The sequence below is a fragment of the Burkholderia pyrrocinia genome (assembly GCF_001028665.1).
GTDB classification, from domain to species: Bacteria; Pseudomonadota; Gammaproteobacteria; order Burkholderiales; family Burkholderiaceae; genus Burkholderia; species Burkholderia pyrrocinia.
This window is the reverse complement of record NZ_CP011504.1, coordinates 590,152-607,932: the sequence shown is the minus strand read 5'-3', so window position 1 is coordinate 607,932 and position 17,781 is coordinate 590,152. Positions and strand designations below refer to the sequence as shown.

At 68.1% G+C, this 17,781-nt stretch carries 17 protein-coding genes; 9 read left to right on the top strand and 8 right to left on the bottom strand.

The window, feature by feature from the left end; translation table 11 throughout:
• The first annotated feature begins 77 nt into the window (after positions 1-77).
• Positions 78-2,048, top strand: a complete 1,971-nt coding sequence (locus tag ABD05_RS18935) for an APC family permease (RefSeq protein WP_047901687.1) — start codon at positions 78-80, stop codon at positions 2,046-2,048.
• Positions 2,049-2,122: 74 nt separating this feature from the next.
• Here ABD05_RS18935 and ABD05_RS37725 read toward each other — a convergent pair whose 3' ends face one another.
• Positions 2,123-2,368, bottom strand: a complete 246-nt coding sequence (locus tag ABD05_RS37725) for a hypothetical protein (protein ID WP_148669113.1) — start codon at positions 2,366-2,368, stop codon at positions 2,123-2,125.
• A gap of 166 nt (positions 2,369-2,534) precedes the next feature.
• Here ABD05_RS37725 and ABD05_RS18930 point away from each other — a divergent pair, with 166 nt between their 5' ends.
• Together ABD05_RS18930 and ABD05_RS38635 are read left to right on the top strand one after the other, a co-directional pair.
• Positions 2,535-4,421 carry a transglutaminase family protein gene (locus ABD05_RS18930; RefSeq protein WP_148669165.1) on the top strand — a complete coding sequence of 629 codons (1,887 nt, stop codon included), beginning with the start codon at positions 2,535-2,537 and terminating at the stop codon, positions 4,419-4,421.
• 56 nt (positions 4,422-4,477) lie between these two features.
• Positions 4,478-4,645, top strand: coding sequence for a hypothetical protein (locus ABD05_RS38635; RefSeq protein WP_167347853.1), 168 nt, complete (start codon positions 4,478-4,480; stop codon positions 4,643-4,645).
• Between the two features lie 119 nt (positions 4,646-4,764).
• Here ABD05_RS38635 and ABD05_RS18925 read toward each other — a convergent pair whose 3' ends face one another.
• Positions 4,765-5,814, bottom strand: a complete 1,050-nt coding sequence (locus ABD05_RS18925; RefSeq protein WP_047901685.1) for an AraC family transcriptional regulator — start codon at positions 5,812-5,814, stop codon at positions 4,765-4,767.
• Positions 5,815-5,885: 71 nt separating this feature from the next.
• On the opposite strand from ABD05_RS18925, the gene ABD05_RS18920 reads away from it, so the two are divergent.
• On the top strand, positions 5,886-7,088 hold the full coding sequence (locus tag ABD05_RS18920; RefSeq protein WP_047901684.1) for an MFS transporter: 1,203 nt from the start codon (positions 5,886-5,888) through the stop codon (positions 7,086-7,088).
• Positions 7,089-7,128: 40 nt separating this feature from the next.
• Here ABD05_RS18920 and ABD05_RS18915 read toward each other — a convergent pair whose 3' ends face one another.
• Entirely contained in the window at positions 7,129-8,022 is an 894-nt protein-coding gene (locus ABD05_RS18915; protein WP_047901683.1) for an aldo/keto reductase family oxidoreductase, read from the bottom strand.
• A gap of 104 nt (positions 8,023-8,126) precedes the next feature.
• Between ABD05_RS18915 and ABD05_RS18910 the strand changes: the two genes are divergently transcribed.
• On the top strand, positions 8,127-9,026 hold the full coding sequence (locus ABD05_RS18910) for a LysR family transcriptional regulator (protein WP_047901682.1): 900 nt from the start codon (positions 8,127-8,129) through the stop codon (positions 9,024-9,026).
• Between the two features lie 39 nt (positions 9,027-9,065).
• On the opposite strand, the gene ABD05_RS18905 is transcribed toward ABD05_RS18910, so the two are convergent.
• The 4 genes from ABD05_RS18905 to ABD05_RS18890 all read right to left on the bottom strand — a co-directional run bounded on the left by ABD05_RS18905 (position 9,066) and on the right by ABD05_RS18890 (position 12,460).
• Positions 9,066-9,911, bottom strand: a complete 846-nt coding sequence (locus tag ABD05_RS18905) for a helix-turn-helix domain-containing protein (protein ID WP_047901681.1) — start codon at positions 9,909-9,911, stop codon at positions 9,066-9,068.
• Between the two features lie 48 nt (positions 9,912-9,959).
• On the bottom strand, positions 9,960-10,517 hold the full coding sequence (locus ABD05_RS18900) for a carboxymuconolactone decarboxylase family protein (protein ID WP_047901680.1): 558 nt from the start codon (positions 10,515-10,517) through the stop codon (positions 9,960-9,962).
• A 136-nt stretch (positions 10,518-10,653) separates the two neighbouring features.
• On the bottom strand, positions 10,654-11,415 hold the full coding sequence (locus tag ABD05_RS18895; RefSeq protein WP_047901679.1) for an isocitrate lyase/PEP mutase family protein: 762 nt from the start codon (positions 11,413-11,415) through the stop codon (positions 10,654-10,656).
• A complete protein-coding gene (locus ABD05_RS18890) occupies positions 11,402-12,460 on the bottom strand; it encodes a saccharopine dehydrogenase family protein (RefSeq protein ID WP_047901678.1) in 1,059 nt (352 codons plus the stop codon). The genes ABD05_RS18895 and ABD05_RS18890 overlap by 14 nt, the downstream gene beginning before the upstream one ends.
• A gap of 117 nt (positions 12,461-12,577) precedes the next feature.
• Here ABD05_RS18890 and ABD05_RS18885 point away from each other — a divergent pair, with 117 nt between their 5' ends.
• Entirely contained in the window at positions 12,578-13,171 is a 594-nt protein-coding gene (locus ABD05_RS18885; RefSeq protein WP_047901677.1) for a TetR/AcrR family transcriptional regulator, read from the top strand.
• A gap of 31 nt (positions 13,172-13,202) precedes the next feature.
• Here the strand turns inward: ABD05_RS18885 and ABD05_RS18880 are convergent, their stop codons facing one another.
• Positions 13,203-13,670: a MarR family winged helix-turn-helix transcriptional regulator gene (locus tag ABD05_RS18880; protein WP_047901676.1), complete on the bottom strand. Its 468-nt coding sequence runs from the start codon at positions 13,668-13,670 to the stop codon at positions 13,203-13,205.
• Positions 13,671-13,751: 81 nt separating this feature from the next.
• On the opposite strand from ABD05_RS18880, the gene ABD05_RS18875 reads away from it, so the two are divergent.
• The 3 genes from ABD05_RS18875 (at position 13,752) to ABD05_RS18865 (ending at position 17,776) form a co-directional block, all read left to right on the top strand.
• A complete protein-coding gene (locus ABD05_RS18875; protein WP_047901675.1) occupies positions 13,752-14,120 on the top strand; it encodes a YciI family protein in 369 nt (122 codons plus the stop codon).
• 88 nt (positions 14,121-14,208) lie between these two features.
• Positions 14,209-14,826: a glutathione S-transferase family protein gene (locus tag ABD05_RS18870; RefSeq protein WP_047901674.1), complete on the top strand. Its 618-nt coding sequence runs from the start codon at positions 14,209-14,211 to the stop codon at positions 14,824-14,826.
• Positions 14,827-14,962: 136 nt separating this feature from the next.
• Positions 14,963-17,776, top strand: a complete 2,814-nt coding sequence (locus tag ABD05_RS18865) for a type VI secretion system Vgr family protein (protein ID WP_047901673.1) — start codon at positions 14,963-14,965, stop codon at positions 17,774-17,776.
• Positions 17,777-17,781 lie beyond the last annotated feature (5 nt).

Sequence of the window (17,781 nt, the reverse complement as noted above, 5' to 3'; positions counted from 1 at the left end):
GCGGACTGGCGCGGCGAGCGCACGTCGATTAGCTTTAAAGGATCGCGCTGCCGCACCGGGCGAGCCGGGAGGGGACCATGACCGCATTCCAGAAGGTGTGGCAGTTGCTGGTCGGAAAGCCTCTGGACCCGCTCGATCCGCGCACGCGGCATGCGATCGCCGTGACGCCGTTGCTGGCCTGGGTCGGGCTCGGCGCCGACGGGTTGTCGTCGTCGTGCTACGGCCCGGAAGAGGCGTTCCTCGCGCTGGCGCAACACACGCCGCTCGCGCTGTTTCTCGCGCTCGCGACCGCGGCGACCGTCTTCATCATCGCGCTCGGCTACAACCAGGTGATCGAGCTGTTCCCGACGGGCGGCGGCGGCTACCGCGTCGCGACCGCGCTGCTCGGGTCGAAGCCGGGGCTCGTGTCGGGCGCGGCGCTCCTGGTCGACTATGTGCTGACCGTCGCGACCTCGCTCGCGAGCGGCGTCGACGCGTTCTTCAGCCTGCTGCCGGTGAGCGCGCAGGTGTTCAAGCTCACGACCGAGATCGCGCTGATCCTGCTGATGACGGGGCTCAACTTCCGCGGGATGCGCGAATCGATCATGGTGCTGCTGCCGATCTTCATCGGCTTCGTGATCCTGCACTTCGGGCTGATCGTGTATGGCGTCGCCGTGCACGGCAGCAACCTCGCGATGATCGTGCCCGATGCCGTGCACGAGGCGCACGGGATGTCGCAGTCGCTCGGCGTGTTCGTGATGCTCGCGTTGCTGATGCGCGCGTTCTCGCTCGGCGGCGGCACCTATACGGGCCTCGAGGCCGTATCGAACAACGTGAACATGCTCGCCGATCCGCGCGTGCCGAACGGCAAGGTGACGATGTGGTACATGTCGACGTCGCTCGCGTTCACGGCCGGCGGCATCATCCTGCTGTACATGCTGTGGCATGCGCGGCCCGTCGAAGGCGAGACGCTCAACGCGGTCGTGTTCGGCAGCGTGATCGACCATCTCGGGCTCGGCTCGGCGTTCGCGCGGCATGCGCTGCTCGCGGCCGTGCTCGCGTTCGAGGCCGGGCTGCTGATGGTCGGCGCGCAGACGGGTTTTCTCGACGGCCCGGCCGTGCTGTCGAACATGGCGTCGGATTCGTGGGTGCCGCGCCATTTCCGCGACCTGTCGACGCGCCTCGTGCGGCAGAACGGCATCATCGTCGTCGGCCTGTCGAGCCTGCTGATCCTGCTGTGGACGCACGGCAGCGTCGACGTGCTCGTCGTGCTGTACAGCATCAACGTGTTCCTCACGTTCAGCATGTCGCTGCTCGGGCTGTGCACGTACTGGTGGCGCCATCGCAGCGAGCGCGGCTGGTTCAAGCATTTCTTCCTGTCCGCGCTCGGGCTGAGCGTGACGGCGACCGTGCTGGTCATCACGCTGGTCGAGAAGTTCACGGCGGGCGGCTGGCTCACGGTGCTCGTGACGAGCGCGGTGATCGCGCTGTGCTTCATGATCAACCGCCACTACGCATACACGCGCACGCAGCTCGCGAAGGAAGATGCGCTGTTCTCCGGCAAGCCGCCCGAAGTCGACGAGGCGAGCGCGCCGGGCAAGCCCGATCCGTCGCAACCGACGGCCGTGCTGCTGGTCGGCAAGCATCGCGGCGCGAGCATGCACGCGCTGCTGTGGGTCAACCGGCTGTTTCCCGGGCACTTCCGCAACGTGATCTTCCTCGCGGTCGGCGAGGTCGACGCGAAGGCGTACGACGGGCACGAACATCTCGAACGGCTGCGTCACTCGATCACCGAAGCGCTCGACTACTATGTCGCGCATTGCCGCCGCAACGGCATCGCGGCCGACTACCGGATCGCGTTCGGCACGAATCCCGTCGTGGAATTCATGAACCTCGCGTCGTCGACGCTCGACGAGTATCCGAATGCCGTGTGCTTCGCGAGCAAGCTGATCTTCCGGCGCGTGAATTTCCTGACCGCGTGGCTGCACAACCAGACGCCCGTCGAGCTGCAGGCGCGCCTGCACGTCGAGGGCAAGCAGATGGTGCTGTTGCCGATGAATGTCGGCTAGCGGTGCGGCGCGGCGCGTACACGCTCGCGTGGACGTGGCGCGGCAAGCGCGTCGGCGACTGCCGGTAGCAGTCGTCAGGGCTGATGATGCCGATGCGGGCGGTGAGGCCGCCGCAGCGGCGGATGACGGAATTTGGCCCTCAGCCGGTCGCGGCCCGGACGCTTGACGAAGAACAGCACGGCGAGCGCGACAAACGCCAGCAGCACGACGACTTCCACGATTCCGTTTTCCATGGTGCCTCCCGGTCGCGGGCGGACGATCCTTCGCCGGCGTTCGGCGTTAGAGCGGTTGCCGGCGGCCGCATGCGACGACGCTTTCATGTCTCATTGTAGGCCCGCGTGCACCGGCTTGACGCGTGCGTATGCGTCGCCCACACTGGCCGACACGGGAGTCGCGCGGTTGATCCTGTCCGCTGCGCGACCGCGCTTTCCGTGAACCGCGACGAGGTGCGATGTGGTGCGCTTTTCTGTCGGCCTGGCCGGCTGGATGCTGGCATGCGCTGCCGCGTTCGGCGCGTCGAACGCCGTCGGTGCGACGCCGGGCACGGGCCCGGCGGCGGACGGCGCGAACGACGTTGCCGACGAAGCGCCCGTCACGCTCGTCAGCGATGTTCACGAATTCGTGATCCAGCACGACGGTTCGCTCGACGAGCACGACGATTCGACGCTGCGCGCGAACAACGCGAACGGCATCGACGCGGTTGCGCAGCGCTACGTGTGGTTCGACAAGAATCTCGAGCAGGTCGACCTGCTCGCGGCCGAGACGATCGACCGCGACGGGCTCGCGCATCCGGTCGGCGCGGACGGCATCCGCGACGTGCAGGAGCCGCGTTCGGCCGGCGCGCCGACATTCCAGGACGGACTGTTGCGCACCGTCGTGTTTCCCGGCGTCGAAGCCGGGTCGAGCACGCGCGTGGCGTTCCGCAAGACGCGCACGAAGCCCGTCAATCGCGGTTACTTCGGCTACACCGTCGAGCCGTCGCGCGAGCCCGTCGACAACCAGCGGCTGATCTTCGACGTGCCGGCCGACATGCCGCTGTACGCGGACGCGCGCGGCTATGTCGCGCTGCCGCCGGTGACGGCGAACGGCCGCACGCGCTACGAATTCGACTACCGGCACGGCCCGTACGACCGCATCGAGAACGGCGCGGTCGGCTACCCGACCTACGGCGACCGGCTCGTCGTGTCGACGCTGCCCGACTACGCGGCGTTCGCCGCACGCTACCGCAACGCGGCCGTCGACCCGAGCGTGAGCGCCCCGGCCGTCGTGCAGTTCGCGCGCGCGCTCACCGCGGATGCCGCCGATCCACGCGACAAGGCGCGCATCCTGTACGACTGGGTGCAGGCGAACGTGCGCTACGTCGGGTTGTTCCTGGGCGAAACGGCCGCCGCGCCGCATCGTGCGACGGACATCCTGCGCAACCGCTACGGCGACTGCAAGGACCATGTCGCGCTGTTCGGCGCGCTGCTCGCGGCGGTCGGCATCCGCAGCGAACCGGTGCTGATCAATCTCGGTTCGGTGTACACGCTGCCGTCCGTGCCCGGTTACGGCGGCGGCGCGATCAATCACGCGATCACCTGGCTGCCCGATCTTGCGCTCTACGCGGATACGACGACGGCCGGCATCGCGTTCGGCTACCTGCCGCCGATCGTGATGGATCGCCCCGCGCTGCTGGTCGACACGGGCGTGCTGTCGCGCACGCCGGCCACGCAGCCGCGCGGTCGCATCGCACGGCTCGCGATCGATGCCGCGCAGCCCGGCGCCGCGCGTTTTCATGCGTACATCGAGGACGACGGCTGGACGGCCGAACTCGAACGCAACCTGTTTCGCCGCGCAACGCACGACCGCATCGAGCAACTCGCGACCGAACGCCTGCGGCAAAGCGGCTTGCGCGGCCGCGCGCAACTGTCGACCAGCGACCGGCGCGTGACCGACGGGCCGTTCGACGTGACGGTGTCGGGCACACTCGATCATTTCGTATGGCCCGACGGCACGACCGCGTTGCCCGCGCTGTCGAGCCTCACGGGCGGCATCGCGACGCAGGTCGAGAGCTGGCTGGCCGAACCCGTGCGCACGCAGCCGTGGGGCTGCATCGGCGGCACGTTCGACGAGACCGGCCAGATCGCGCTGCCGGCCGACGTCGTCGTGACCGACCTGCCGGCCGATGCGGCCGTGCACGACCGCTTCGTCGACTTCACGTCGCATTACGTGTTCGACGCGGCAGCGCGTGTCGTGCAGGTCACGCGGCGGATGAAGGCGGCGTTCGGCCGGCAGGTGTGCACGCCGGACGAATTCACGGCGCTGCGCGCGTCGCTCGAACGCATCGAGCGCGACACGCAGGCGCAGATCGTCGTGCGCGCGAAAGGGCGTTGAACGGGCAGGGGCAATGAGCGCGTCGCCGTCATCGGTCGACGCACAGGAGCGACATCATGACGGAACGGGACTACGAGATCGCCGATCTCTCGAAGGATTTGCTGGGTCGGATCGTGCAGGGCACCATCGCGAACGGCGCGGCCGTGGATGCGGAGCAGTGCGCGGCGCTCGCCGTGCAGTGCGCGACGGCGCTGGTCGACAAGCTTGGGGAGCGCAGCGGCTGAACGCGGAAGGACATCGCGCGCGGCGGTGGGAGCTTGAGCTTGAGCGACGCCGTCGAGCGTGCGGCTTCGAAGCAACGCGCAGCGGCCCCCGGTCGGCGTCGCACGTCAAGCGTCGGGCTTTACGCTTCGACGCGCACCTCGCCGTCCGCCCGCACCGCGCCCGGCGGCTTTCCGACCACGCGCTTGAACGCGCGGCTGAACGCGGCCAGCGAACCATAGCCAAGCCGGTACGCGACGGCTTCGATCGCCTCGTGGTCGCGCGTGATCCACTGCGCGGCCAGCCGCATCCGCAGCTCGGTCAGGTAGCGCACCGGCGTCATCCCGGTCGCCGCGAGAAAGCGCTCGGCGAACACCGAGCGCGACACGCCCGCTGCGGCGGCCAGCTCCGCGACGCTCCAGTTGCGGCCCGGGTCGCGATGCAGCGCGACGATCGCGCGGCCCAGCTTCGGCTCGCGCAGCGCCTGCACCCAGCCCGTCGCGTCGCCGCATCCGCACTCGACCCAGCCACGCACGATGAACGCCGCAACCACGTCCGCGAGCCGCGCGAGGATGCCCGCGAAACCCGCTCGCGCGGAGCAGGATTCGCGCTCCATCGCGTCGAGGATCGGGCGGATTTCCGGGTAGCGCGCGAGCAGCGTGCCGACGTGCATGAACTCGGGCATCGCGCCGACCAGCGGCTGCATGCCGCCGAGGTCGAGCTCCATGCACGCGCTGAAGATCAGCGCGTCGCCGGCGCCCGGCTCGGTCGTCGCGCAGGCCGCGGGCGACGTGCCGGCCGACGCCACCGATGCGACCGTATCGCAGATCTTCGCGGCTTCGAAGCCGTGGATCTCGCGGCACGGCGCATCCGGATCGGACACCAGCGCATGCATGCGCCCGTGCGGCAGCAGGATGGCGTCGCCGGCCTCGAGCCGCATCGTTTCGCCGGCTTCGTCGCGCAGCAGCACGGGCCCGCGTCCGACGAAATGGAACTGCGCGCGGCCCGGCGCGTGGCCGAAGCTCAGCCCGAACGGCCGCGCGACCTGGATGCGGCGGTACTGGACGCCGCTCAGGCGCATCCCCAGCAGCAGCTCGCTGACGAGGTCGTGGACGTCGGGGACGGGGGGAAGCGGGGGCTCGGACATGTCGAGATTCGGACGATCGATCAACAAGAGCGGATTGTATGTCATAGACCGTCCTGCCGTCGTTCCTTACGATACGCCGTCATCAGTACTTTCCCTAGACGAAAACGGAACGACGCATGAATCCCGGAATTTCCTCTGCCGCCTCGACGGCGGCCCCCCGCGAACCGGCCTGGGGCGCGGTATTCGCGATGGCGCTCGGCGTCTTCGGGCTCGTCACGGCCGAATTCCTGCCCGCGAGCCTGCTCACGCCGATGGCCGACAGCCTCGGCGTGACTGAAGGCGTGGCCGGGCAGGCCGTCACGGCCACCGCGACGGTCGCCCTCGTCACGAGCCTGCTGATCTCCGCGTTGACGCGCACGATCGACCGGCGGCGCGTGCTGCTCGCGTTCTCGGTGCTGCTCGTCGCATCGAACCTGGCGGTTGCGTTCGCGCCCAACCTGACGACGCTGCTGATCGGCCGCGTCGTGCTCGGCGTCGCGCTCGGCGGCTTCTGGACGATGGCGACGGCCACCGCGATGCGGCTCGTGCCGACGGCGATGGTGCCGCGCGCGCTGTCGATCATCTTCAGCGGCGTCGCGGTCGCGACAATCGCGTCCGCGCCGATGGGCAGCTATTTCGGCCACCTGATCGGCTGGCGCAACGTGTTCCTGATCGCGGCCGTGCTCGGCGGCATCGCGTTCGTGTCGCAGGTGACGACGCTGCCGTCGATGCCGCCGAGCGGCACGACGCGGCTGCGCACGCTGATCGACGTGCTGCGCCGGCCGACCGTCGGCCTCGGGATGTTCGCGACGATCCTCGTGTTCACCGGGCATTTCGCGTTCTTCACGTATCTGCGGCCATTCCTCGAACAGGTCGCCGGTGTCGGCGTGAACGGGCTGTCGGCGATCCTGCTCGGCTACGGCATTGCCAACTTCGTCGGCACGTCGCTCGCGGGCCGCGTGCTCGAACACCGGCTGCGGCCGATGCTGATCGCGATGCCCGCGCTGATGGTCGTGCTCGGCATCGCGCTCGTCGCGCTCGGCCGCGCGCCGATGCTCGACGCGGTGCTCGTCGCGTTGTGGGGGATGGCGTTCGGCGGCGTGCCCGTCGCGTGGTCGACGTGGGTCACGCGCACCGTGCCCGACGAGGCCGAGAGCGCGGGCGGGCTGATCGTCGCGGCGATCCAGCTCGCGATCGCGACGGGCGCGGCGGCCGGCGGCGTCGTGTTCGACGCGAACGGCGCGGCCGGCGTGTTCGTCGGCGCGGCGATCGTGCTGGCCGTCGCGGTCGCGACGATCGTGACCGGTGTGCCGAAGCGGGTCGGCGTGGTGGTGTCCTGATCGGCCGGGCGGGCCCGCGCTTCGCGGGCCCCGCCGCCGGTTATCCGTCCGCCCGTCCGGCGGCGCAGGCGCCTGCGATGCGGTCGAGTTCCGCGAGCGCATCGTCCGGCAGATCGAGGTCGGCCGCCGCGAGATTCTCGTGCAGATGTGCGACCGACGACGTGCCGGGAATCAGCAGGATGTTCGGCGCGCGGCGCAGCAGCCACGCCAGCGCGACCTGCATCGGCGTCGCGCCGATGCGTGCCGCCACGCCGGACAGCGTCGACGACTGCAGCGGCGAGAAGCCGCCGAGCGGAAAGTACGGCACGTACGCGATGCCGTCGCGGGCCAGCGCGTCGATCAGCGCATCGTCGCTGCGATGCGCGATGTTGTAGTGGTTCTGCACGCAGACGATGTCGCAGATCCGTCGGCCTTGCGCGACCTGCGCGGGTGTCACGTTGCTCAGGCCGACGTGGCGGACGAGCCCGCGCCGCTGCAGGTCGGCAAGCGCGCTCAGCGGCGCCTCGATCGATCCTTCGGCCGGCCCGTGCCGGTCGAACATGATGCGCAGGTTGACGACGTCGAGCGCATCGAGCCCGAGGTTGCGCAGGTTGTCGTGCACGGCCCGTTCGAGTTCGTCGGGCGCGAATGCGGGCAGCCACGCTGCGTCGTCGCCGCGTCGCGCACCGATCTTGGTCACGATCACGAGATCGTCGCGATACGGATGCAATGCCTCGCGGATCAGCTGGTTGGTGACATGCGGGCCGTAGAAGTCGCTGGTGTCGATATGGTCGACGCCGGACGCGACGGCTTCGCGCAAGACGTTCAGGGCCGCGTCGCGGTCCTTCGGCGGGCCGAATACGCCGGGCCCCGCGAGCTGCATCGCGCCGTAGCCGATTCGTTTGACGTTGCGATCGCCGAGCCTGAAGGCAGCGGTATGCCGAATGTCGGACATGACTGTGCTCCTGTGAATCCGTGGATGAATGCGCCCAGCATAGGCATTGGCCACCTGCGCGATAAGCCGTCATAATCCGCACGGGTTGTACGAAAAGGCGAACAATGCAAACCGATCTGGGCGATCTGAATGCGTTCATGGCCGTGGCGCGCGCCAGCGGCTTCCGCGACGCCGCCCGCATGACGGGCCTCAGCGCGTCGGGGCTGAGCGAGGCCGTGCGCCGGCTGGAAGCGCAGCTCGGCGTGCGGCTGCTGCACCGCACGACGCGCAGCGTCGTGCCTACCGAAGCCGGCGAGCGCCTGCTCGCGCGTCTCGGGCCCGCGTTGACCGAAGTGGCGGCGGCGCTCGACGGTATCGGCGAATTCCGCGACAGACCGGCCGGCACGCTGAAGCTCAACGTGCCGCTCAGCGCGGCCCGGCTCGTGCTGCCAGCGATCGTGCCGCGCTTCCTCGATGCGTACCCGGAAATACGACTGGAAGTGATCGCCGACGAAAGTTTCGTCGACGTGCTGGCGGCCGGATGCGACGCGGGCATCCGCTACGACGAACGGCTCGAGCAGGACATGATCGCGGTGCCGATCGGCCCGCGCATTCAGCGGTTTGCGACCGCGGCGGCCCCCGGCTATCTCGACCGTCATGGCCGGCCGCGGCATCCGCGCGAATTGCTCGACCATCGTTGCCTGCGCGGGCGCTTCGCCAGCGGGGCGATGCCGCCGTGGGAGTTCGAACGCGACGGCGAGGTCGTGCGGGTCGAGCCGGCCGCCGGGCCGCTGCTGGTGCAGGTCGGAGGCGCGTCGGACCTGCTGGTCGACGCGGCGATCGCCGGCACGGGCATCGTGCATCTCTTCGAAGAGTGGCTGCGCCCGCATTTCGACAGCGGTGCACTCGAACGCATACTCGAACCGTGGTGGCGGCCGTTTTCGGGCCCCTTCCTCTATTACCCGGGGCGCCGTCTCGTGCCGCCGGCACTGCGCGCGTTCATCGATTTCATCAAGGCATCCTGATTTTTGGGCGCATGGCGCGCGTCCCGGGCGGCCCGCCGCTCAGCGCACCGGTGCGTGCGCGTCGAGCAACTGCCGGTGGCGCGCTTCGGTCGCGTCGTCGGCGGGAAACATGCACTCCATGCGCAGTTCCTGCGCAGCGGCGCTTTGCGGCGTGCCGACCGTCGTGATCAACGAGAAGTAGCGCAGCACGACACCTTCGTGCACGAAGCCGATCGGGATGACCGGCAGCGCGGGCGCGGCGGCCGGCGCCGGCGGCGTTTTCCAGTCGCGCGGCGCATCGGGAAAGGCGAGCAGGTCGTCGAGCAGCCGCTGAGTTTCGTCGTCGATCACGCGGCCGACCGATTCGCGATACACGCGCTGCAGCAGGCCGCGCGACACGTTGTCCCAGTCGGCCAGAAACGGCCGCATGCCGTGCGGATCGAACATCAGGCGCAGCAGGTTGCGCGGCCCTTCGCGCGCCGCCATGTCGATGAAGCAGCCGAAAAAGCGCGGCGCCGCATCGTTGGTCATCAGCACGTTCCAGTGGCGGTCCATCACGATCGCCGGAAACGGATCGTGCTGGCGTACGACGCGCTCGAGCGCGCGGATCACGCCGTGCATCTCGTGCGCGTCCCACGGCGCTTCCGAATACATCGGCGCATAGCCGGCCGCGAGCAGCAGCGCGTTGCGCTCGCGCAGCGGCACGTCGAGCGTCTGCGCGAGTGTCAGCAGCGTGTCGCGGCCCGGCACGCTGCGCCCGCTTTCGATGAAACTGATCTGGCGCTGCGAGATGCCCGCGTCGAGCGACAGGTCGAGCTGGCTCACGCCGCGCACATCGCGCCAGTAGCGCAACAGCTGCCCCAGTTCGCGTGGCGGCGTGTTCGGATCGCGGCGGCTGGCGTTCATCGGCTGGTCCTGATCGTTCCGTGATCGACGCGAACGACTATATCGGACTCACGCGGCGCTCGCATGCCACGCGAACGCGTCGAACGGCGCTTCGAGCGTCGGGCGCGTGACGCTGCCGACGTAGTTCGTGATCGTCGATGCGGCGACCACCGCAATCACCTCGAGCAACTGTCCGGCGCTGAATCCGGCTTCGACGAACGATTGCCGGTCGGTGTCGGCAACGCGGCCACGGGTTTCGATCAGCGTGCGCGTGATGGCCGACAGCGCGGCCAGTTTCGCGTCGCCGGGCAGGCCGCCGCGACGGATCGCGTCGACGTCCGCGTGGAGCACGCCCTGTTTCAGCGCGAGCGCGGTATGGAACGCAACGGGCCACTCGCTCGCGTTCGTGACCGCGTTGGTGAGCAGCAGCGTCTGGATCTGCGGCTCCGTCAGGCTGCTGGCGTGCACGCGCTCGAACAGGCCGATGAAGCCGTTGATCAGCACCGGCGATGCGGCCATCGTCGCCGCGATGTTCGGGATCAGGCCGAAGGTTTGCTGAAGCTGCCGGAGTACGGGCTTCGATTCGGCAGGCGCCGAATCGATCGTATGAAGCGGATAGGCGGACATGATGTCTCCCGGGCGACGAGCGCCGCCGGAATGGCGGCGCGACACCCGAAGCGTAGGGACGGTCGTGTCGCGCGCCAATTACATCGCATGTAATCGTTCGACGCGCGCCGCGACGCCCGGCCGTCCCGCGAATCCGCTAGCCGCCTTGCTTGACCATCGCCGCCAGCGTGTTCATCGCCTGCAGATACGGATACGGCCCGTGGCTGATGCGGGCCACGCCGTATTCGGCGAGTTCGGCGAGCGTCGGCGTGTCCGAGACGCGCATCACGTTCACCGGCAGCGGCGATGCGGCCGTCAACTGGCGAATGAGCGCCGGCGAGCGCAGGCCCGGCACGAACAGGCCGTCGGCGCCGGCTGCCGCATAAGCGCGTGCGCGGGCCAGCGTGGCGTCGAGCAGGCGTTCGTCGTGCGTATCGGCGGGCGCTGTGAAGAACACGTCGGTACGCGCGTTGATGAAGTAGTCGGCGCCCGCGCGATCGGCCGCCTGCCGTGCCGCCGCGAGACGCGCTGCCGCTTCTTCGACGTCACGCAATTCGCCCGTCGCCGGAAAACTGTCTTCGAGGTTGCAGCCGACCGCGCCGGCCTCGATGCTGAGCGCAACCGTTTCGGCGACATCTTCCAGACGCTCGCCGTACCCGCTTTCGAGATCGACGGTGACGGGCAGGTCCGTCGCACGCGCGATCCGCTCGAGCACTTCCATCACGAGCGTGCGCGGCATCTGCTCGCCGTCGCCGAATCCATTCGCCGCTGCCACCGACCAGCTCCCGGTCGCCAGCGCGACCGCACCCGCGTCGGCCGTCGTGCGCGCACTGCCGGCGTCCCACACGTTGAACAGCGCCAGCGGCTGGCCCGCGCGGTGAAGCGACCGGAAATACGCGCCTTTCTCATTGCTGCTCATGCTCGTTCCTCCTTGTGAAAACCGGATCGGTTGTCGTGCCGAACGATACTGCCACCGTATCGAGCGCCGCGAGGAAATCGCGCGCGTCGAACAATTCTCCGAGGCTGCGCACGCCACCTGAAACGACGGACTTGCCGGTCATCAGGCGCACGGCCGCCTCGACGATGATCGGCGCGCTGACCGCGTAGATGTCGCGCCCCGACGCCGTGACGCGATGCGTCGTGCCGCCCTGCACGACGATCGCGTCCATCGCGAACTGCTGCGCCGAGCGGCCCAGCGCATCGGTCGGCACGGGCGGCGGCGTGGCGGCATCGCGCACGTCGCGCAGCGCGAGCGTCGCGAGCCACGATTCGATCGTATCGATGCGCAGATGACGCGACAGTGTCATCACTTCCGAAAACGGCAGCAGCGTCACGTCGACGCTACCGATCGGCGCCGGGAACGGCCACACGCGTTCGCGCGTAGTCGATGGCACCGGCGTCGGCTTGCCGTCCTTCTGGACGAGCCGCACCGCGCGATTGCGTTCGCCCGTCACGCGCGTGCCGCGCGTCGGGTGCCAGCTATCGAGGCCGGTTGCGATATCGACGCGATCGATCGGCATGCGCTGGTCGACGACGGCCGTGACGAGCAGGTCGGCCAGGCCGCCGTAGAACGCCGCGGCGGGAACGACGGTCACGCCTGCGGCGCGCGCACGTGCATCGACCTGTTCGGCCAGCGCCAGCACCGACGGCTGTTCGGCAGTCAGGTCGAGATAGGGGATGCCGGCCCGCAGTGCGGCATCGGCCAGCGGCAGCGCGGTATCGAGGTATGGGCCCGCGCAGTTGATCACGGCATCCGCACCGCGCAACGCGGCGTCGAGCGCGGCCGGATCGTCGATCGCCGCGACGTGCGAAGGCGCAGCGTCGCTTGTGCCGCTTTCCGCGAGCCGCGCGGCATCGCGGCCGATGCGGATCGCGCCAACGCCGCGCCGGGCCAGTTCGGCGACGACAAACCGCCCGGTGTGACCCGTGGCGCCATAGACCGCAACCGTCGTTCGATCGTCCATGATCCACTCCGATACAGAACGGTCTGTTTTATAGTACAGACCTGTAGCGTCGTCAACCTCGCGGTGCTATGATCGGTCCACTGTTGCGGTACGGGCGGCCTGGACGGCCGAGCTTGGATGAAAAAGGGAACGGATACACAAGGGGGCGCGCTCGACACGCGCGAACGCATTCTGCAAACGGCCAGCGAGCTGTTCTACCGGGAAGGCACGCGCGCGGTCGGCGTGGACCTGATCGTCGCGCGGGCGGGCGTTGCGAAGACGAGCCTCTATCGTCACTTCACGACGAAGGACGACCTGATCGAGGCGTTCCTGCTGCGCGAGGACGCCGATTTCTGGGCGCATTGGGATGCGGTGGCGCAGCAGTACAAACGCACGCCGCGCGAGGAACTGGACGCGCAGCTTCAATGGCTCGGCGAGCGCATTGCGCGCCCCGGCTATCGAGGTTGCCCGCAGATCAACATCGCCGCCGAATATGCGGACGACAACCATCCGGCCCGCAAGGTCGCCGTCGCGCACAAGCAGGAACTGCGGCGCCGGTTGACGGAGCTGGCGAGCGCGATGCGGATCGACGAACCGGAAACCTTCGCGCTGCGGCTCGCGACCGTCATCGACGGTGCGCTGAGCAGCGGGCGTGCGCTGCACGAGCATGGGCCCGTGCACTTCCTGCAGGAATTCGCGCAACTGCTGCTGCCGAAGAAGGGCAGGAAGTAAGCCCGCCCACTGCTGCGATCCGCGCGCCCGTTCAGCCGCGCACAGCCGGCTCCTGCGACAGCGTGCGCAACTGGCCGCGCAACAGATCGACTTCCCCTGGCGCGAATTGCCGTTCGATGTCGGCATGCGTCTGCTGCCACAGCGGAAACGCTTCGGCCAGCAGGTCCTGGCCGGCCGGCGTCAGTTCGAGCAGGCGGCTGCGCCCGTCGTCCGGATCCTGCGCGATCGTGACGAGCCCGCGCCGCTCGAGCGGCTTGAGCGCGGCAGTCAGCGTGGTGCGATCCATCGCGAGCAGCGACGCGACCGATTTCATCGGGGCCGGTTGCGGCCGGTTCAACGACATCAGCAGCGAAAACTGGCCGTTGGTGAGATCCAGCGGGCGCAGCACATCGTCGAAGATGCGCGCAAGATTGCGCGCCGCGCGCTGCATGTGCAGGCACAGGCAGCAATCGCGCACCATCAGCGTCGTTTCGAAAGGGAGCTTTTCTTTTCGTGCCATGTTGCAATTATGTTGATATCAACCTATCTTGTCAAGGTCGAGGCGCGGCAGCCCGCCGCGCCCGTCACCGGAGGAGAAAGCATGAGTGCTCAACAGCAGTTGTATCTCGCCGTATTCCTCGGCAGCAAGGACAGCCCGGCGATGAAGGCGTGGGTCGCGCTGTCGGACCAGGAGCGGCGCGCGAAGGAAGAGGCGGGCATCGCCGCATGGAAGGCGTGGGTCGAACGCCATCGCGACGCAGTCGTCGAGCTGGGCGGGCCGCTCGGCAAGACCAAGACCGTCGACGCAGGCGGCGTGCAGGACACGGCCAACGCGATGGGCGCGTTTTCGGTCGTGCGTGCTGCTTCGCACGACGCGGCGGCCGCGATGTTCGAAGGCCATCCGCATTTCACGATTTTCCCGGGCGAGAAGATCGACGTGATGCCGGTGCTGCCGATTCCCGGCGCGTGAACGATGTCGGTCGCAGCGCGTCGCGTTGCGTCGATGCGCGGTGGCCGGCATGCCGAAATTTTCCCGACATTCTGGATGGAGACTGGCGATGAAGCTTTACGGATTTGCCGGCACCCGCTCGCAACGCGCGCTGTGGGGGCTGAAGGAACTGGATGCGGATTTCGAGTTCGTGTCGGTCAACCTGCTTGCGGGCGAGCACAAGCGGCCCGAATTCCTGCGCATCAATCCGGCCGGCAAGGTGCCGGTGCTGGTGGACGGCGACCGCGTGATTCCCGAGTCGGCCGCGATCGTGCTGTATCTCGCGGACAAGTTCCCGGAGAAGGCATTGCTGCCGGTCGATCCGGCGCAGCGCGCGCAGGCCTATCGGTGGGTCATGTTCGCGGTGACGGAGCTTGAACAGCCGCTGTGGCGGATCACGCGGCACACGTTCCTTTATCCGCCGGAGAAGCGCTCGCCGGCCGACATCGAACTGGCGCGCGAGGATTTCGGGACGATGGCCGCGATCCTCGACAAGCATCTCGAAGGGCGCGAGTTCATCGTCGGCGATACGCTGACGGTGGCCGATTGCGTGACGGCCTACCTGATCGACTGGGCCAGCGAATGCAACCTGATCGAACCGTTTCCGCAACTGCGGGCGTATCTCGACCGGCTGTATGCGCGGCCGAAGGCGCCGCAGCGGATCGCGGAGGCGCGCAAGGCGGCGTGAAACGGTGGTCGGTCATGCCAAACGGCGTGATCGACCACGAACATTGTTTCAAACCGTTGCCGTTCGCTGGACTCGAATGCAGCCATCCGTTATCCCTTCAGCTTCCGAGAAAAAAGACGGTTGCTGAGGGAAAAGCATGGCTCAAGAACGAGGAATACGAGGCGCGTTCGCGCAGTGGATAACCGGTCGTCAGTCGTATTTCCTGGAGGTGCCGGGCGCGCCTCGGACGCAGGATCTGTCGATCATGTCGTTCGTGCTCGACGAGCAATTCGGCGAGCCCTACAGAATCGAACTGACGCTGACGAGCCCGGATTCGCTCGCGCGCACCGACTATCTCAATCGCCCCGCGACCTTCACGATCGAGCCGGCGGGAATCGGCGGCGGCGCCGATGCCGTCCGCACCTTCGCCGGCTGTATCACGGCATTCGGACAGATACGCAAGACGCGCGATTTCGTGTCGTATCGCATCGTCGTCGAACCGTTCGTCGCGCGCCTGCGTTTGACCGAGGCGTCGCGCATCTATCAGCAGCAGTCCGTGCCGGAGATCGTCGAGTCGATCCTGAGGCGGCACGAATTCCGCTCCCACCAGTTTTCGTTCAAGCTGCGGCGCGCCTATCCGCGTCTCGCATTCCGTATGCAATACCGGATGTCCGACTGGGACTACGTCCGCCTGCTGATGGAGCAGGCGGGCCTGTTCTGCTTCTTCCGCGCGGGACAGCATGGCGACGAACTGCATTTCGGCGATGACGTCGATGCCTATACGTATCGTCCGGATGTCGTTATTCCGTACCGCGAGGCGAGCGGTCTCGAAACGGGCCACGAGGCCGTGCTGTCGCTCGAGTCGCTGAGCGAAACCATTCCGCAGTCGGTCAGGGTCGCCGATTACAACCCCGAAAAGGCCTACGACCGCTTCAATGCCGAAGCGAATATCGCTCGCGACGATCCGACCACGTGGGGGCGGCGTTACGTGTTCGGCACGCATCATCTGGACGGCGACGAAGCCCGATGTGAAGCGCAACTGCGTCACGAGGCCGCGGTTGCCTGGCAGGTCGTGTATTCCGGGCGGAGTTCGGTGGTGGATTTCGCGCCGGGGCTCGTCGCGAAGCTCGACGAGCGGCCGGCCGATGCGCCGCACGGGATCGTCATCGTTTCCGTGCGTCACGCAGGCGGGCGCGATGCGTCGTACATCAACACGTTCAAGGCGATTCCGTGCGGCCGGCCGTTCCGCCTGAAGTTCGACGAGCGACGGTGGCCGACGATCGCGGGCACGCTGTCGGCGCGCGTCACGACGCCCGACGCATCGCCGTATGCGCATCTGACGAGCGGCGGCCACTACACGGTGCGATTCGATTTCGATTTCGACGCGTGGCCGGCCGGCGGCGAATGCGTGCCGCTTCGGCTTGCCAAGCCGTTCGCGGGCAGCAATCAGACGGGTTTTCACTTTCCGCTGCTGGCCGATACCGAGGTGGCCATTGCATTTGCCGGCGGGAATCCGAACCGGCCGTATATCGCGCATGCGCATCACGACAGTCAGGCGGTCGACCTGGTGACGAGCCGGGACGGCTTCAATACACGCAATGTGATCCGCACGCGAGCGAACAACAAGCTTCGTTTCGAGGACCGGAAGGGACGAGAAGGCATCAAGCTGTCGACGGACTATGGCGGCAAGACACAGGTCAATCTCGGGCATCTCGTCGACAACCGGAAGGAGACGCGCGGCGAAGGGTTCGAGGTCCGAACCGACGAGCGTGGTGTCGTGCGTGCCGGCAAGGGGCTGTTCCTGACGGCCGACGTCCAGTCGAATGCACGCGGAAAGGCTTTCGACATGACGGCGGCCCGCCAGCAGCTCGACGCGGCCCGGTCACGCATGCGCAGTCTGGCCGACGCGGTCGAGAAGGCCCGGGCGACGGTGGCCGCGTGCGATGCGCAGCAGGCATTGCTCGAATCGCGGATCAAGGATCTCGAAGCGGCGGTGCTGCTCGCATCCGCGCCGCACGGCGTCGCGATCGCCAGTGGCGAGCACATGCAGCTGGCGGCCGGCGGACATCTGTTCACGACAACGGGCGGCAATGCGGATGCGGCGATCGGCGGCAACTATACGGTCGCGGCCGGAAACGCGGTGTCGATGTATGCGAACGCGCAGGGAATGAAGCTGTACGCGGGCGCGGGCAAGGTCGACGTGCAGGCGCAAGCGGATGCGCTCGAACTCACGGCGCTGAAGGGCGTGACGATCGCGAGCACGTCGGACACCGTGACGCTGAATGCACAGAAGGCGCTGACGCTGATGTGCGGCGGGGCCTATATCAAGCTCGACGGCGGGCTCGTGGAGATCGGCAGCGCGGGCGAGATCCAGTTGAATGGGCCGCTGCGCGTCGGGCCGTCCGCGACGCGACGGCAGGCGCTGCCGCTGATGCCCGAACAGGAGCAAACCGGCATGCAGCTTTGGCATGCGTATCCGAATGGCGAGCCGGTCAGGAACGCGCCGTATCGCGTGACGTTTCCGGACGGGTCGTGGCGCGACGGGCGGCTGGATACCAACGGCCGGGGCACGGTAGCGAATGCGCCGCGCGGCGGCGGCACGGTCGAGTATCGCGAGGAAGACCACGATCTTCAGGATGCCGCGCGCAGATGGGGCGACCCGAACGGAGTGCCGGAATTTTCGGCAGCGAGTGGCGATGCCGGTCAGGCGGTGCCCAGTCTCGTCGGGGCGGCGATGGCGTCGGCAATACCGGCAGCCGGAACAGTCATGCAGGCGCTGCAGTCCGCGGTTTCCGTCCAGGCGGCGGCGTCGGGCATCGCGGCAAGCGGCGCGCAAGGCAACGTCCCCGCGCTCGCTCGATCCGCACTCGACATGGCCGGCCAGCCGGTTGCGAATGCCACCGCCAATCGCGCCACTGCAGCGAAACCGGATGTTGCGCCCGGCCTCGTCAAAACCACCGTGTCGCGCTGATTCGC